Source organism: Venatorbacter sp. C2-1 (assembly GCF_022832715.1).
GTDB classification, from domain to species: Bacteria; Pseudomonadota; Gammaproteobacteria; order Pseudomonadales; family Oceanobacteraceae; genus Venatoribacter; species Venatoribacter alkanivorans.
The window spans coordinates 2,999,090-3,014,002 of sequence record NZ_CP094879.1; the positions used below are offsets into that span (position 1 = coordinate 2,999,090).

16 protein-coding genes are annotated in these 14,913 nt (G+C 50.0%); all 16 read right to left on the reverse strand.

Annotated features, from left to right (window positions below):
• Window positions 1-88: 88 nt before the first annotated feature.
• The 16 genes from flhB to MT343_RS19600 all read right to left on the reverse strand — a co-directional run bounded on the left by flhB (window position 89) and on the right by MT343_RS19600 (window position 14,788).
• Window positions 89-1,231 (reverse strand): flagellar biosynthesis protein FlhB, encoded by a 1,143-nt coding sequence (flhB, locus tag MT343_RS13445; protein WP_145465780.1) that lies wholly within the window; start codon window positions 1,229-1,231, stop codon window positions 89-91.
• Between the two features lies 1 nt (window position 1,232).
• Window positions 1,233-2,012: a flagellar biosynthetic protein FliR gene (gene fliR, locus MT343_RS13450; protein WP_145465781.1), complete on the reverse strand. Its 780-nt coding sequence runs from the start codon at window positions 2,010-2,012 to the stop codon at window positions 1,233-1,235.
• Between the two features lie 3 nt (window positions 2,013-2,015).
• A complete protein-coding gene (gene fliQ / locus MT343_RS13455) occupies window positions 2,016-2,285 on the reverse strand; it encodes a flagellar biosynthesis protein FliQ (protein WP_145465782.1) in 270 nt (89 codons plus the stop codon).
• 8 nt (window positions 2,286-2,293) lie between these two features.
• On the reverse strand, window positions 2,294-3,064 hold the full coding sequence (gene fliP / locus MT343_RS13460; RefSeq protein ID WP_145465783.1) for a flagellar type III secretion system pore protein FliP: 771 nt from the start codon (window positions 3,062-3,064) through the stop codon (window positions 2,294-2,296).
• The gene (gene fliO, locus MT343_RS13465) at window positions 3,061-3,444 is read right to left on the reverse strand and encodes a flagellar biosynthetic protein FliO (RefSeq protein ID WP_145465784.1); all 384 of its coding nucleotides are present in this window, start codon (window positions 3,442-3,444) and stop codon (window positions 3,061-3,063) included. Before fliO ends, fliP begins: the two co-directional genes overlap by 4 nt.
• Window positions 3,445-3,454: 10 nt before the next feature.
• Window positions 3,455-3,973 carry a flagellar motor switch protein FliN gene (fliN, locus tag MT343_RS13470; protein WP_145465785.1) on the reverse strand — a complete coding sequence of 173 codons (519 nt, stop codon included), beginning with the start codon at window positions 3,971-3,973 and terminating at the stop codon, window positions 3,455-3,457.
• Window positions 3,974-3,985: 12 nt separating this feature from the next.
• Window positions 3,986-4,954, reverse strand: coding sequence for a flagellar motor switch protein FliM (fliM, locus tag MT343_RS13475; protein ID WP_145465786.1), 969 nt, complete (start codon window positions 4,952-4,954; stop codon window positions 3,986-3,988).
• Between the two features lie 12 nt (window positions 4,955-4,966).
• Window positions 4,967-5,503, reverse strand: coding sequence for a flagellar basal body-associated FliL family protein (locus MT343_RS13480; protein ID WP_145465787.1), 537 nt, complete (start codon window positions 5,501-5,503; stop codon window positions 4,967-4,969).
• Window positions 5,504-5,816: 313 nt separating this feature from the next.
• Window positions 5,817-7,166, reverse strand: coding sequence for a flagellar hook-length control protein FliK (locus MT343_RS13485; RefSeq protein WP_145465788.1), 1,350 nt, complete (start codon window positions 7,164-7,166; stop codon window positions 5,817-5,819).
• 167 nt (window positions 7,167-7,333) lie between these two features.
• Window positions 7,334-7,678 carry an Hpt domain-containing protein gene (locus tag MT343_RS13490; protein WP_222428423.1) on the reverse strand — a complete coding sequence of 115 codons (345 nt, stop codon included), beginning with the start codon at window positions 7,676-7,678 and terminating at the stop codon, window positions 7,334-7,336.
• Window positions 7,675-9,393 carry an ATP-binding SpoIIE family protein phosphatase gene (locus tag MT343_RS13495; protein WP_145465789.1) on the reverse strand — a complete coding sequence of 573 codons (1,719 nt, stop codon included), beginning with the start codon at window positions 9,391-9,393 and terminating at the stop codon, window positions 7,675-7,677. Before MT343_RS13495 ends, MT343_RS13490 begins: the two co-directional genes overlap by 4 nt.
• Window positions 9,394-9,404: 11 nt before the next feature.
• Window positions 9,405-9,710: an STAS domain-containing protein gene (locus MT343_RS13500; protein WP_145465790.1), complete on the reverse strand. Its 306-nt coding sequence runs from the start codon at window positions 9,708-9,710 to the stop codon at window positions 9,405-9,407.
• Between the two features lie 212 nt (window positions 9,711-9,922).
• Window positions 9,923-10,960, reverse strand: a complete 1,038-nt coding sequence (locus MT343_RS13505) for a protein-glutamate methylesterase/protein-glutamine glutaminase (RefSeq protein WP_145465791.1) — start codon at window positions 10,958-10,960, stop codon at window positions 9,923-9,925.
• An 8-nt stretch (window positions 10,961-10,968) separates the two neighbouring features.
• Window positions 10,969-11,622 (reverse strand): chemoreceptor glutamine deamidase CheD, encoded by a 654-nt coding sequence (gene cheD / locus MT343_RS13510; RefSeq protein WP_145465792.1) that lies wholly within the window; start codon window positions 11,620-11,622, stop codon window positions 10,969-10,971.
• Window positions 11,619-12,503, reverse strand: coding sequence for a CheR family methyltransferase (locus tag MT343_RS13515; protein ID WP_225693522.1), 885 nt, complete (start codon window positions 12,501-12,503; stop codon window positions 11,619-11,621). The genes cheD and MT343_RS13515 overlap by 4 nt, the downstream gene beginning before the upstream one ends.
• Complete coding sequence (locus MT343_RS19600; RefSeq protein ID WP_274704277.1) at window positions 12,488-14,788, reverse strand: methyl-accepting chemotaxis protein; 2,301 nt, start codon at window positions 14,786-14,788, stop codon at window positions 12,488-12,490. Before MT343_RS19600 ends, MT343_RS13515 begins: the two co-directional genes overlap by 16 nt.
• Window positions 14,789-14,913: the final 125 nt, after the last annotated feature.

Here is a 14,913-nt window from a genome sequence, read left to right on the forward strand (position 1 = left end):
GCAGAGGGTATTGCAAAAACCTTTCCTATTTTTCCAAAGGCAGGAAAATAGCGATAAAAAAAGCCGGTATTGCCGGCTTTTAAAGGAATTATTGTGGCTCAGGGTCAACCCTGAGGTCGCGCGGAATCGGCATATCCGGTTTACGTTCGGGTCTGGGCCCACGCCCTTTGATATACAGATCCATCTGATAAATGTACGCCAGCACCTGAGCTACTGCTACATACAGACCTTCGGGAATTTCTTCACCGATTTTACCGTGGGTATAGAGCGCCCGTGCCAGTGGCGGTGCCTGCATCTGCGGCACGTTATTTTCTTTGGCGATTTCACGGATTTTCATCGCCACCTGATCAGAGCCTTTAGCTACTAAGGTTGGGGCACGCATCATGTCTGATTCGTATTTTAAAGCGACAGCGAAATGTGTCGGGTTGGTAATCACCACATCAGCTGTCGGTACGTCCGCCATCATACGGCGCTGCGATGCTTCCCGTTGCAACTGTCTGATACGCCCTTTCACTTCGGGACGACCTTCGCTCTCTTTATATTCGTCTTTAATTTCCTGCATTGTCATACGCAGTTTTTTGGTATGACTGTATATCTGCCAGGGAACGTCGGCGATGGCGATAACCACGGTAGAGAGGCAAAGAAAAATAACACTCCAGATAATAATATGAACGGCGCCACTCACCGCCGGCTCAGCTTCTTTATGCTGCAACAGCATTGCATCTTCAAAATAGGCCGACAGCACCAGCCAGGCCATAAGCCCGACCACCAGAACTTTGGCCCAGGATTTCACCAGCTCGACCAATGAATTCATAGAGAACATGCGCTTAAGACCACTTAACGGATTAAGGCGATCAAGCTTGGGGGCCAGTGCTTTAGTGGAAAAAATCCAGCCGCCAACACCGAGCGGTCCAAATAAGGCCGCCAGAAGAACCAGTATCAGCCAGGGGGTCAGCGCCAGTGTCGCCTGCCATAATGACGCGCCAAGATGAGCGTACATAATGCTCTGGTCAAAGGCTGCTTCACGTTCGAGAGAAAAACTGAAGCGGGCAATATGGTTAATATGCTCGGCCATCCAGGGACCAAAAGCCAATAATCCCAGAGCGCCCAATAACAAAACCATGGTGGTATTCAGCTCTTTCGAACGGGGAGCCTGACCTTCCTCACGGGCTTTGTCTAACCTTCGCGCCGTGGGCTCTTCACTTTTTTCCTGACCGGAATCTTCCGCCATATCAGGACATCTCCGTCAATTTTTTGATGAATTCAAACAGCGTGTCCATATAGACTTGAAAACTCTGTGCCATCTCTCCCATGCTGAGCCATAAAATAAATAAACCAACAATCATGGTGACCGGAAAACCCAGTGCAAAAATATTCAGCTGTGGTGCTGCACGGGTCATAACGCCAAATGCCAGGTTAACAATCAGCAGGGCTGTCATTGCCGGCAAAGCAATGACCAGCGCCGCCGCAAACATCCAACCGCTCCAGGTTACCACCAAACCCAGTTCTTTCTGCGTCCAACCATCAAAGCCTATCGGCATGGTATAAAAACTGTCGATCAGGATTTCGATAAGCACCAGATGCCCGTTCAGTGACAGAAACACCAGACTGATCATAAATAACAGCCATTGGCTGATAACAACCACCGATGCGCCCTGCGACGGATCGACCGTCGTCGCAATCCCCAGACCGGTTTGCATCGCAATCAGTTGTCCGGCGATAACAAAAACCTGCGTCAGTAATTCGACGACAAAACCGAGAAGAATCCCAATCAGCAGCTGCTGCAGAATAATAATCAGCGAAGCGAGTGACAGCGCATCGACTTTGATAAAAGGAGGCAGTACAGGAACAACCACCAGCGTGATGGTAATCGCCAGAATCAGACGTACGCGCTGCGATACCATACGCGTACCAATCAGCGGCATAACCATTAACAGTCCGGAAATCCGCGCGAACGGATAAACATAACGACTTATCCAGTGACTGACATCCAGCGCATCCAGTTCCAGCACAGGTTATCCGATAATAAAGGGAATATTGGTGTAAATTTCTTTGGTGAAATCCAGTACAGCATTCACCGCCCAGGGACCAAAAGCAATAATAGCCAGCAGCGTAACGACCAGGCGCGGCAGGAAGCTCAGGGTTTGTTCGTTGATCTGGGTAGCGGCCTGAAAGGTACTGACGATCAGACCAACAATCAGACTCGGAACAATGATTGCAACAACAATCGCCAGAACCAGATAAAGCGCATGGGTAAACAAATCCCCAATCTCTGATGGTGTCATAGCGCCTCCTAAACCGTTCCGAAACTGTTGGCCATGGTGCCCATAATCAGGACCCAGCCATCAATGAGTACAAACAACATTATCTTAAATGGCAGAGAGATAATAATGGGTGACAGCATCATCATACCCATCGCCATCAGAATACTGGCCACCACCAGATCGATAATAAGAAAGGGAATAAATATCAGAAAACCGATCTGGAAAGCCGTTTTCAGCTCACTGGTAATAAATGCAGGAATTAAAATATGGATCGGTGTTTCTTCCGGGCTGGCAATATCATCGCGACCACTGATTCGTATAAACATCTGCAGATCATTTTCCCGGGTTTGCATCAGCATAAATTCATGCAATGGTTTAATTGCCCGCTCTGCAGCTTCCAGTGGTGTAATCGTTTCGGCCAGATAGGGCTGTACGGCTTCCGCATTAATCGTCCGGAAGATAGGCATCATAATAAAAATAGTCAGAAACAAAGACAGCCCTAACAACACCTGATTTGACGGTGTTTGCTGCAAACCAATGGCCTGCCGGAGAATAGCCATTACGACGATAATACGGGTGAATGACGTCATCATAATCAGCAGAGACGGCAACACCGACAGCATGGTCATAATCGCCAGAATCTGAATGGTGACCGTATATTCGCCACCACTATCCGTCGATTTATACACAACCGCCGGAATGCCCAGATAAGATGGTTGCGGATCAGCCGCCATACTCAGCAACGGAAACATCAGCAGGCTGCTGCCCAACAGGATTCTGATCAGTGCTGTTATTTTCATGAGCGTATCGCTTTTTTCAGCAGATCCTGAAAACTGACAGAGCCAGCGCCCTCATCCAGCGTCAATGGCTCATCCAGTTCCGCCAGGGTGGTTATTTGTTGCGGTGTAATCCCCACCAACAGTTGCTTATTACCGACCTGAACAACCGCAATCTTTTCTTTCATTCCCAACGGCAGAACGGCAACCATTTTCAGTTTTGCATTGCCTCCCCCAAGCCGCTGCCCCTGAGTCTTATTGACCAGCCAGGCCAAAAGCAGAATCAAGCCCACAATAAGCAGCAAAAAAATGACGACCTTACCAACTGACGATAACGGATCGGGAGCTGCCGGCAAAGCCGGTTCAGCAACCGCAAGCGCTGTACTCAGAAATACCGGGGTCATTAAGCCCGCTTTAACGCAGGCGCTGAATACGTTCACTTTGGCTCACCACATCGGTCAGACGAATACCAAACTTATCGTTCACCATTACCACTTCACCGTGAGCGATCAATGTGCCGTTGACCATAACATCCAGAGGCTCCCCCGCCAGACGGTCAAGCTCTACCACTGAGCCCTGATTCAGCTGCAATAAATTACGGATCGGAATCTGTGTTGCGCCAACTTCCATTGAAATACGGACCGGAATATCCAGAATGACATCCAGTTCAGGGCCAATGCCGTTGTTATCGCCGGGTTTGCTGTCATCGTGCAGTTCATCCAGCTCAACCTGGCGAATATCGGAAGCGGCATCAGCGCCGTCATCCCCATCCAGTTCACCAGCCTCTTCCATCGCTGCCGCCCATTCATCCGCGAGTGCTTCTTCATCATCACCCGCATCGGAAACACCGGCCGCGACTTCATTCGCCAGAGCATCAGCATCAAGTTCAGAAGACTCTTCTTCTGGCAGGTCTTTTTCGTTGTCATCACTCATATTACTCTCCTGTCAGCGCCGTCTGCTTTTCAGCTGATCAATAATTTTGACCGCTAAATTTTCATCTGAAATACCCATTTTCCCGCGGAAAATCGGTACGCCATTGGCTTGCAAAATAAATTCTTCTGGTAAGTCCACGGGAATAACATCACCGGCTTTCAGTGCTGCAACCTCGCGCAGTGTGATATAGCGGTCTACCAGCGTGCCATGTATCGGAACACGGGCATCCAGAATATCTTCACGTAATGACTGCAGCCAGCGCTCATCGACGTCGTCCACATCACTCTGCACACCGGCATCCAGCACTTCGCGGATGGGCTCGATCATGGAATAAGGAATGGTCAGGTGCAGATCGCCGCCGCCGCCGTCCAGTTCAATATGAAATGTGCTGACCACGACCACTTCACTCGGGCTGACAATATTAGCCATTGCCGGGTTTACTTCGGAGCCGACATATTCAAATTCCAGTTTCATGACCGGCCCCCAGGCCTCGATCATATCACTGAACATCTGGCTCAGAACCAGCTGTACCACACGCACTTCCGTTGGTGTAAATTCGCGTCCTTCAATTTTGGCGTGACGGCCATCACCGCCAAAAAAGTTATCAACCAGTTTAAATACCAGCTTGGCATCCATAATAAATAATGCAGTACCACGTAACGGCCGCATTTTTACCAGATTAAGACTGGTTGGTACGTACAGGGTGTGTACGTACTCACCAAATTTCATAATCTGAACACCGCCGGATGCAACATCAGCACTGCGGCGTAAAAAGTTAAACATGCTGATGCGGGTATAGCGTGCAAAGCGTTCGTTGATCATTTCCAGCGTTGGCATACGACCGCGTACAATACGGTCGTTGCTGGTCAGGTCGTAGGCTTTGACCCCTGCAGCATCAATGTCATCTTCCGGCTCAATATCGCCTTCGTCGACACCGTGCAATAACGCATCAATTTCATCTTGCGACAGTAAATCTTGCACGCTCTGTGTTCCTTACTGCATTACAAAATTGGTAAATAAAAGAGCTTCTACGCCCTCTATACCCGATTCCCGCTGTACGATCTGACGAACCTGCTGCAGCAATAACTCCTGCAGTTCGACCCGCCCTTCCGCCGTCCGTAACCGGTCAAAATTCTGTTCGCCGATGACCCGGATAATATCGTTACGTATCATCGGTTCATGCAAATTCAGCGCATCAACAACTGCTGGTTTACGGGTCATAACATCAATACTGACCTGCAGGTAGCGCTGACGTGAGCCGACCTGAAAACTCACCACAAACTCTGGCTTCAGAATCACATACTGAGCCGGTAGCAACGGCTCTTCAGCAACGGTTTCTTCCGTGTCAGCACTGTTTTCATCTGTACTGCTGTCATCGCCGCCGACCAGAAAAAGCGTCACCCCAACCGCCACTGCAATCAACAGGACGGCAGCGGCAATAATCAGAATCAGCTTCTTTTTACTGCCCCCGGCAGGTGCTTCTGCTGCGGTATTGCCACCATCTAGTTTCAGATCTTGTTCTGCTGCCATGTCGGAAAATCTCCCAGTAAATGTCAATTTAGCAATAGCTGTGCCATAGATTTCCGTCAAAAATCCATCGCATCACGACCAATAACCCGTGAAAGCTGCTGTAAGTCTAGAAGGTTCTGCCGCAGGTGCCGGAATTACGGCGATATAGAAGAGGATTGTGCTCAGCACGGGTAATACGCTGAACTGTTTACACACTCAGCGCATTGCCTGAAAAATTCTGAGCCAATAAGCGGCGTGTTTATCAGTGTGTATAAAAACTGATTAAACACGCCTTAGGGCCACCAGGGCATCGATAGCCACCGGCGGGGAAAGATCAGGCAAAGGTATCCAGAAGATTATTGCTGCTTACCTGTGGCTGTGGCTTATCATCCACAACACCGTCTTCAGCAAACCAGTCATCACCGCCCTGTGCTCCCTGTCCATCGCCGGACTGACCAGAGCCCTCATTTCCCTGACCACGCTCACTGACATCAAAGCCATTCAGCGTAATCCCCTGGGCTGCCAGAGCATCGCGCAACCGGTGAGCATTCGCTTCCAGAACCTCTCTGACATGAGCATGCTGCGCCTGAACCTGCACACTGGCCTGATCCTGACTGACATGCAGTTTAATTTCCAGACTGCCCAGCTCCGGTGGATCAAGCTGGATTCTGGCTTTCTGCACATCTTCGGCCACCATGGTCATAATGCGGGCACCCAGTGCACCACCCCACTCGCGACGATCCTGGCCAAACTCAAGCTTCTCACGGCTACTGTGCAGCCGCTGCGCCTGCAGCTCGGTATCCGTCAGCGTATCTCCACTTTCACTGACAAAACTACTGGCGCTGCTGTTATCTTCCGTACTTGCAGCAGTCATTGCCGCAGTACTGGCTGGCGGAATAAGGGTGCTCCCACTGCTCGGTGATGGCTGAACCGCCCCTTGCTGCCCCTGCAGGCTTAGCCCCTGTCCCTGAAGGCTTTGCGCAACTGGCCGGTCTTCGCCCGGCAGTAAGAATCCAGCGCCTTCATCCGCGACCGTGGCGGTGTCATCAACAGTTGTCGCTACAGCGATGCCTGACAACGGCTCACTTGCCGGCTTTCTGGCATGATCTGTTTTCTGCGTCTGACCAGGCGCCATCATGCTGGCGACAGCGCCCGGCTGCGGCGCCCCCTCACTCTGTGGCACAGGCTTCATCGCTCCGGCTTCCGGATCACTGACAGGTACACTTGTCGCCAGCAGCATCGCGGCTGCCGATGCATCGGCATCCGGTGTTTCAGAATCGTCCTCCGGGTGACTGTCCGTTACAGATAATGCTTTCAGGCTGCCAGCCAGCACCTGAGCTGCAGGTACTGCATCAGCCCTGACGGCATCTGTATGAGCAGCCATTTCCAGACCCAGACCGATTTGTCCCAGCAGATCGTTAACATCTGCGCCACCGTCTACAGCAGCTGACGACAGCATAAGCGGCAAGGTTTGTTGCTCCGGCGGCAAGGTCTGTGCGCCATCAGCCGAGGGGAGCAGCAAAGCGTTCTGGCCTGCGCCAGCGCCCGGCATTAGTTGTGACAGTAAGGATGAAAAACCCTGATCCCCGGCCTCTCCGCCGAGGCCAGACAGCCCGCTGTCGCCGGTCATACCCAGCGACAGCAGAATACTTGTTGCGTTGGAGGTTGATCCCGTCGCGTTCATTCCAATCTCCGTTACTCAGGCCTGCAGAAGGCTTTACCTGTAGCTATAGGCAAAGCACGGGCCAAATTGCCGAAAAGAGGAAAGAAAAAGGAATGGTTGTTACGGAAGAGCGCTGTACATCAGACATAATTGGCACAGCGGCCACAACAGGCACTGCAGCCAGTAACCTACAGCATGTCCTGCAGCAAGGTTTCTACGGCGTAATACTCAGCTTCAATCTGCGCAATCAGCAAATCGGCTCCGGCAAGCTTATCCTCCCGGGCTGCCGTTTCCAGCTGATAACATAACTGCGCCAGAACATTAGCACTGATATTACTGCTGGCACCTTTAAAGCTGTGCGCCAGCTCACGCAGCTGCTGCGCATCCTGCTGCTGCAGCGCCTGTGCCAGCAATGGCAGACGTTGCCGGGAGTCGTCGATGTAGACCTGCATCAGATCTGAAAATTCATCGTCCATAACTTCCCGGAGCATATCCAGTGACTCGGGGTCAAAGTGCTCTGCCAGTGACATCATAGTCTCCCATCCAATATTTGCGGCCATCGTATCACCGCTTCGACGACATTGCCTCTGCCCTTATATTCCAGCGATTCACAGATTTGATCAACCAGAGGAATTCCCCGACCGCAATATTGGGCAGAAGCCGGATCTTTTGGCTCATCAAAAACAGGGGCGAAATCAAACCCCGGGCCACTATCTTCAACCGTCAGGACTAATCGTCCGCTGCGTCCGTCTCCCTGGTGTTTCATGCTGATAATGACATAGCCTTCATTCAGCCCTGCAAGCCGGGTTTCGCGTTCCTGATAGTACTGCATAAAGCCATCCGATGAGCGTTTCAGCTCAGATTTAAGCCCCAGTACGCCATGTTCAAACGCATTGGAAAACAGTTCTGCCATCACGGTATACAGCTGCCCGCCCATTACCCGTAGTCCGGGTACTTCCATCATGATATGAATCATCAGCGGCAACGGATTAAAGTTTCTCAGGGTTTCATGCCCAAGATAATAAGACATCTCCCAGTCTACCGGACCGGATAACGGCCCGGACGCCAGCTGCAGAGCAATATCTTCCAGCTCATGCTCAGCAATCATCCGCAGCTCAAGCAGCGTGGTGTCATCATCACGGGCACTGTCAGCAACAAACTCCGCTAACGCATGCTGAATATCATCAAATACGTGATGCGGATCTGAGGCCTTGCTGAAGACATTCTGCAGACGCTCTTCGCCAAACATCTCGCCTGCCGGATTACGGGCTTCAACGATGCCATCGGACCACAAAAACAGACGGTCGCCATCACTCATAGGATATTCCGTCAGGGTATCGCTGAACTGTTCGTTATTGAGCACGCCAAGTGGCAGATGTGTCGACTTCAGGCTTTCAACCCTGGCACCATCCTGGCGCAGCATATAGCAATCCGGTACGCCACCCATCCAGACACTTGCCGATTTACGGTCAAAATTCAGATCAACAACGACAGCACAGCAGAAAAAACCAACAGGAAGAATGCCTTTCAGCTTGAGATTAATTTCCCGCAGAATATCGCGCAGAGCAAAGCCCTTGGCCGTCATACCATAAAATATTTCTGCCAGTGGCATAGCACCAATCGCAGCGGGCAGACCATGCCCGGTAAAGTCCCCGAGCAAAACGTGCATGCCTCCCGCAGGTTTGCGCGCGGCCAGTAACACGTCGCCATTAAAGACGGCCAGTGGGGACAACATATAACGGATATTAGGTGCCGAAAGGCAGCCGGCATGAGCCACGTTATCAAACACGGCTTTGGCCACATGCTGTTCATGCAGGAGGTGTTCATTATTACTGGCAATCGTATCACGCTGATGCTGCACGGTTCGGTGCATCTCACGCATACGATAAAATGAGCTTATTTTTGCCTGCAGAATAATGTGATTGTAAGGCTTACTGAGAAAGTCATCGCCCCCCGACTCCAGACAGTCTGCAAGGCTTTGCGCATCAGTAAGAGAGGTCAGAAAGATAACCGGAACAAAATCCTCTCCAGCATCAGCTTTGATACGGCGGGCGGCCTCACGACCATCCATCACCGGCATCATAACATCCATCAGGATAATATCCGGACGGTGCAGGTCGAAAGCACGAACAGCCTCTACACCATTCTCAGCTTCCAGTACCTGATAGCCCTGATTGCGCACTATGCGTGACAGCACCATCCGGTCAATCTGATTATCATCCGCAATCAGAACTTTAATGGCATCCATGCAGTATTGGCTTACTGTATCTTGAACAACTGTTCGAAGTTAGAAATGGTCAGTATTTTCCGGACATCCTGATTACAGTTAACAATCCGGACATCGGCCCCATCGCCACCGGCGTGATCTCTCAGCAGCAGCAACATTCCCAATGCCGAACTATCAAGGTAAGAGGTTCCACCCAGATCCACAACGTAGCTCTGAACATCTGCAGCCATGCTTTCATAGGCATCGCGGAATTCCTGATGCGCACTGAAATCAAACCGCCCATCTACTTTAATCGTCAGTTCCCGCCCATTCCCTGCGAGAGATGCTTGTACAGTCATCTGTTCTTCTCCACCGGATAATAATTATTCCTTCAACCAAACGGGACGATTCCGTTTTTGGTCGTGCACCAAGAGAGTTTTCTCTGAGTGTCTGCAAACCTTACTTAACTACAATTTACAGGACTTTCTGATTCTGTCGTTATCCTGTCAGTCCTTCAATAGGTTTAGCACAAAGATGTCTTTTGTCATTGTTGCCATCTGCCCGCAATCTATCACACAGCAGCTTCCAGCATCAGCTCAGCAATCCGTCCCAAAGGAGCTATTTTATCAACCGCTCCAAGATCAACTGCTGCTTTCGGCATTCCCCAAACGACACTGCTGGCCTCATCCTGAGCCAGCGTATAAGCACCCGCATCATGTAATCGTTGCATAGCTCTGGCGCCATCTGCGCCCATACCGGTCAACATCACTGCAACCAGATGCTTGCTATCCAGCTTTTCTGCCAGATCATCAAACATCACTTCAACCGACGGCCGGTGCCGGTTTACTTTTTCTCCGTCATCCAGCACACAATAATAGCTCTGGCCTTCGCGGCGGAAACGCAGGTGATAGTCTCCATGGGCAATAATTGCGCGGCCAGGTCGGACCTCAAGACCGTTACAAGCCTCACGAACTTCAATTGCCAGAGTACGATCAAGACGCATCGCCAGTGAAGCACTGAATACTGCAGGTATGTGCTGGGTGATCACAATGGGCGGACAATGAGCCGGCAAGCGGCTCAGAACTTCTCTTATTGCTTCTGTTCCACCGGTCGAGGAGCCAATAGCAATCCAGCGGCGGTAACTGACCGAGGCCTCGACTACCGGTAAAGGCCGCAACATTTTCGTGCTTTTCAGAGGCTGCACTCTGGCATTAGCGGCCATCCGTACCTTTTCTGTCAGCGCTGCAGCAAAAGCCAGAAAACTTTGTTCATTCTGAGCCTGAGGTTTGGCGATGTAATCAACCGCTCCCATTTCCAAAGCATCCAATGTAGCCGGTGCTCCAGCCTCTGTCAGCGTTGACACCATGACAACCGGCATTGGCCGCAGCCGCATCAGATTATTCAGGAACTGCAGGCCATTCATGCGTGGCATTTCAACATCCAGTGTCAGTACATCCGGATTCAGCTGCTTAATTTTGTCCCGGGCAATAAAAGGGTCTGCTGCCATACCGATTACTTCAATGTCAGCGGTAGAGTCAAACACTTCCTTAAGCATTTTTCTGATGAGTACAGAATCATCAATGATTAACAATCTGATCTTAGCGCTCATAATTCCTCTCAGAACAGATCAATAGAACCAGCATCAGATACTGCTGGTTGAGATACCGCCTTTTGATACGCCTCTTCACGAGCAATCAATGTATCATTCTGCAACTGTTTAATGCGGCGAACTTTCACTGAACCGGTATCGGGGAAATAAAGCACCTTACGGGCGAATACATCACCGACATCCGCGGCTGCCACGGTGATTTTTTCATTGGCGAGATAACTGTAAGCAAACAATATATTACGCTGCCCAATGTCACTCATCGATGCAATCATCTGCCCGCCACCAAACAGTTTTACTTCCAGATTTTCACGCCGCCCCCCACGTTTCAGAATTTCGTTAATCAAATATTCCATTGCCCAGTTGCCATAACGTGAGGCATGAGTCGAGGGGTTGCTACCCCAGACATCGGATGAATGCTCGCCCTGCTCCGGCAACATGAAGTGGTTCATACCACCAATTCCGCGGACACGATCACGAATGCAGGCTGCAATGCAGGAGCCAAGTACGGTGACGATCATTTCCCCATGCGTGGAGACATAAAATTCTCCCGGCAAAATTTTTGCAGCCCAGGTCTGATGAACATTATCCCAGTAGCGGTTAACGTGTTCAAAACCTGAGCTGGGAGGGGGCTGTACAGGACGTCCAGGCTGGATAATGCTCATTTAACCTTCCTGTATATGGTATTTCCCAACGATTCAAACCGATCCGTTATTCCGGATATGTTTTCTGAATGCCCGATCATAAGATGTCCTCCGACAGGCAGAAGGTCGGCGTACCGGTCAAACAGAATCCGCTGTGTATCCTTGTTAAAGTAGATCACAACATTACGGCAGAAAATCACATCGAACGGACCTTTTAAAGGCCAGCTTTCTAACAGATTAAGACGTTTAAAATAGACAAGATCCCGGAGTTCATCCTTCACCTGAACAGAACGTTCATCACGGCTGCGCAAAAAGAAACGCTTCACTACTGACGGTTCCAGCCCCTCAACATGAGAGGCCGGATAAATTCCGGCCCGTCCGGTATCCAGAACACTGGAGTCCAGATCCGTAGCCAGGATTTTCACATCCCAATCGGATGGAAAACCGACCTGACGCAGAGTAATCGCAATCGAATATGCTTCCTGACCAATAGAACAGCCCGCCGACCATATACGTAGGCGCTTGCGGTCTTTATTGGCAAACCTCAGTTGCGGGAAGAGCGTATCCTTTAAAAAACTGAAGTGATGTCCTTCACGGAAAAACGAAGTCAGATTGGTTGTCAGTGAATTAATAAACTCGGTGGATTCCGCCTCCAGATTATTTTCAAGATAGTCCAGATACTGACGGAAGGTCGAGTAACCATGCGCCCGGACACGACGGGCGATACGGCTGTAAACCATATTCCGCTTATGATTCCCCAAAACGATGCCGGTCAGATCTCCTGCCAGATGAGCAATCTGTGCAAAATCTTCATCCGTCATCAAAAATTCGCGGACTTCACTATCTTTATCGGCCGATACCGTTGGAGTTGTCATATCGGTAGAAATCAGAACTCTGCCCATTCATCGTCGTCATCCTTCACCGATAAGCCGGTACTTTTCTGCCCGTGGCTGTGCCCACTGCTTTTCGCGGCAGGCTTAGCTGCAGGAACAGAGGAAAGCACAGGCGCAGACTGGCGCTGATGACCATCGATACTGAAAAACTCCATCATCTGCAGCATCGACTGAGCCTGCTCGGCCATTGCTTCCCCTGCTGCAGAGGCTTCTTCAACTAATGCGGCATTCTGCTGAGTCATTTCGTCCATTTGTGCAACAGCACTGTTAACCTGTTCAATACCGGACGATTGCTCTCTGGCTGCCGTGCTGATTTCCTGAATCATCACCGACACCCGATCCACAGCCTGGATAATTTCATTCAGTGTTTTCCCTGATTCGTTAACCAGCGATGTACCTGCATCAACTTTATCAACGCTGTCACGAATCAGATCCTTAATCTCTCTGGCAGCTCCGGCTGAGCGCTGAGCCAGATTACGGACTTCGCCTGCAACAACAGCAAACCCCCGGCCCTGCTCTCCGGCCCGGGCGGCCTCAACGGCAGCATTCAAGGCAAGCAGATTAGTCTGGAAGGCAATTTCATCAATCACACTGATAATGTCTGCAATCTTCTTACTGGCTGCGTTAATTTCGTCCATTGCAACCACGGCCTTGCTTACAACGTCGCCTCCCACCTGAGCTTTTTGTTTCGCAGAGCTGGCCAGCTCATTGGCATGCACTGAATTTTCGCTGGTTTGTTTTACCGCACTGGTCATCTCTTCCATGCTGGAAGCAGTTTCTTCCAGGCTGGATGCCTGCGATTCTGTCCGCTTACTCAGATCGGCATTCCCCTGAGCGATTTCACTGGCACCGGTTGAGACCGTTGATGCCGCTTCACGGATACGCGTAATAATATCGGTCAGACGATCAACCGTGGCGTTAGCATCCTGTTTGAGCTTATCGAATGCGCCCTGATAATCATCGTCAATTTTTCGCGTTAAATTACCGTGTGCAAGTGCATCAAATACACGGATTGTATCGCTGATAACACTATCGGCGATGGTCAGCAGACGATTCAGCCCCTGACCAAGATTCAGGAAGAACCCTTCTTTGCCGCTCAGATCAATACGCCGGGACAAATCACCGGAAGCTGCAGCTTCTACAATACGATCAATTTCCTGTTCCGCTGATACCTCATCAGTACGGTCTTTCCACTCAACAATTGTGCCGATGCGTTCTTTTTCATCATTGAAAATGGGGTTAGCGATGAGGCCAAAAGTGCGGCCACCAACAGTGATCTGGGTTTTATACGTATTCTGTAAGGCAGCCAGCATAGTGCGCTGGTGCTCTGGCCGTTTGTGGAATACATCAATATTCTGTCCTTCCAGACGGCTGGCATCAAAGCCGGGAATATCCCGGCGAAGGTCTGCCTCCGCGTGTTTCATCATGTCTTTCACGGCCTGGTTCATATACACGATGCGAAGATCATTATCTGCAATCATGGCATTGGTAGTGACGACATCAAGAGCCTGCTTAACCCTGGCATTAGCATTGCTGATATCACGTTCTCGTTTTTCATGAGCCAGTTCGTTAGTTTTATCAAACCATTCGACAACTGTACCAATCCGCTTTCCGGAAACGTCCAGCCAGGGAGTTGCAGTTAATGAAAACGTAAGATCAGAAACTTTGATATTGGTTTTATAAGGCTCATTCAGAGCAGCAATCATCTTACGCTGATGACCCGGCTTCTTGTGAAAGACATCAACATTAGTCCCGACCAGAGAACTCATATTAAAATCGGGAAGTTCCTTTCTGATTTCTTCCTCCCTTTCTTCAAGCATCTCTCTCAGGCTTTGATTAATGTACGTTATTTTCATATCGTTATCGGCCAACATAACATTTGCCTGGCATATCCCCAGTGCACCGGCCATGTTTGCATTAACTTTATTTTCCCGGTCTTTCTTAACACGCTCGGTTATATCAGTGGCATACTTAACGACTTTAAATGGTTTGCCACTATCGTCCATAACCGGGTTATAAGTGGCCTGAATCCAGACTTCACTGCCATCTTTCCTGATTCTCAGGTAATCTTCCTGGTGAAACTTCCCCTGATTCAAAATAGTCCAGAAGTCACGGTATTCATCACTTTCACGATACTCCGGAGTGACAAATATCCTGTGATGTTTACCAACAACTTCATCCAGCCGGTATCCGAGCAAATCAAGAAAGTTACTGTTAGCATTAAGAATAACACCATCCATAGAAAACTCGATTCTTGCCATACTGGAATCGAGCGCTTTTAGTGTTGATTCCATTTCACGCGCTCTTGCGGAGCTTCCGGAACTAAAGATATTATTCAAAATACTCATCTCACTCTCCTTTTCTGCACTGCCCGGACTCAGTCCTGACAATGAAGAATTATTATTGGTGGCCTGTTGAT

Excerpts from the sequence above, each read along its gene's own strand:
- flhB (WP_145465780.1), bottom strand. The coding sequence starts at position 1,231 with ATGGCGGAAGATTCCGGTCAGGAAAAAAGTGAAGAGCCCACGGCGCGA.
- fliQ (WP_145465782.1), bottom strand. The coding sequence starts at position 2,285 with ATGACACCATCAGAGATTGGGGATTTGTTTACCCATGCGCTTTATCTG.
- fliP (WP_145465783.1), bottom strand. The coding sequence starts at position 3,064 with ATGAAAATAACAGCACTGATCAGAATCCTGTTGGGCAGCAGCCTGCTG.
- fliO (WP_145465784.1), bottom strand. The coding sequence starts at position 3,444 with ATGACCCCGGTATTTCTGAGTACAGCGCTTGCGGTTGCTGAACCGGCT.
- fliN (WP_145465785.1), bottom strand. The coding sequence starts at position 3,973 with ATGAGTGATGACAACGAAAAAGACCTGCCAGAAGAAGAGTCTTCTGAA.
- MT343_RS13480 (WP_145465787.1), bottom strand. The coding sequence starts at position 5,503 with ATGGCAGCAGAACAAGATCTGAAACTAGATGGTGGCAATACCGCAGCA.
- MT343_RS13485 (WP_145465788.1), bottom strand. The coding sequence starts at position 7,166 with ATGAACGCGACGGGATCAACCTCCAACGCAACAAGTATTCTGCTGTCG.
- MT343_RS13490 (WP_222428423.1), bottom strand. The coding sequence starts at position 7,678 with ATGATGTCACTGGCAGAGCACTTTGACCCCGAGTCACTGGATATGCTC.
- MT343_RS13495 (WP_145465789.1), bottom strand. The coding sequence starts at position 9,393 with ATGGATGCCATTAAAGTTCTGATTGCGGATGATAATCAGATTGACCGG.
- MT343_RS13500 (WP_145465790.1), bottom strand. The coding sequence starts at position 9,710 with ATGACTGTACAAGCATCTCTCGCAGGGAATGGGCGGGAACTGACGATT.
- MT343_RS13505 (WP_145465791.1), bottom strand. The coding sequence starts at position 10,960 with ATGAGCGCTAAGATCAGATTGTTAATCATTGATGATTCTGTACTCATC.
- cheD (WP_145465792.1), bottom strand. The coding sequence starts at position 11,622 with ATGAGCATTATCCAGCCTGGACGTCCTGTACAGCCCCCTCCCAGCTCA.
- MT343_RS13515 (WP_225693522.1), bottom strand. The coding sequence starts at position 12,503 with ATGGGCAGAGTTCTGATTTCTACCGATATGACAACTCCAACGGTATCG.
- MT343_RS19600 (WP_274704277.1), bottom strand. The coding sequence starts at position 14,788 with ATGGAATCAACACTAAAAGCGCTCGATTCCAGTATGGCAAGAATCGAG.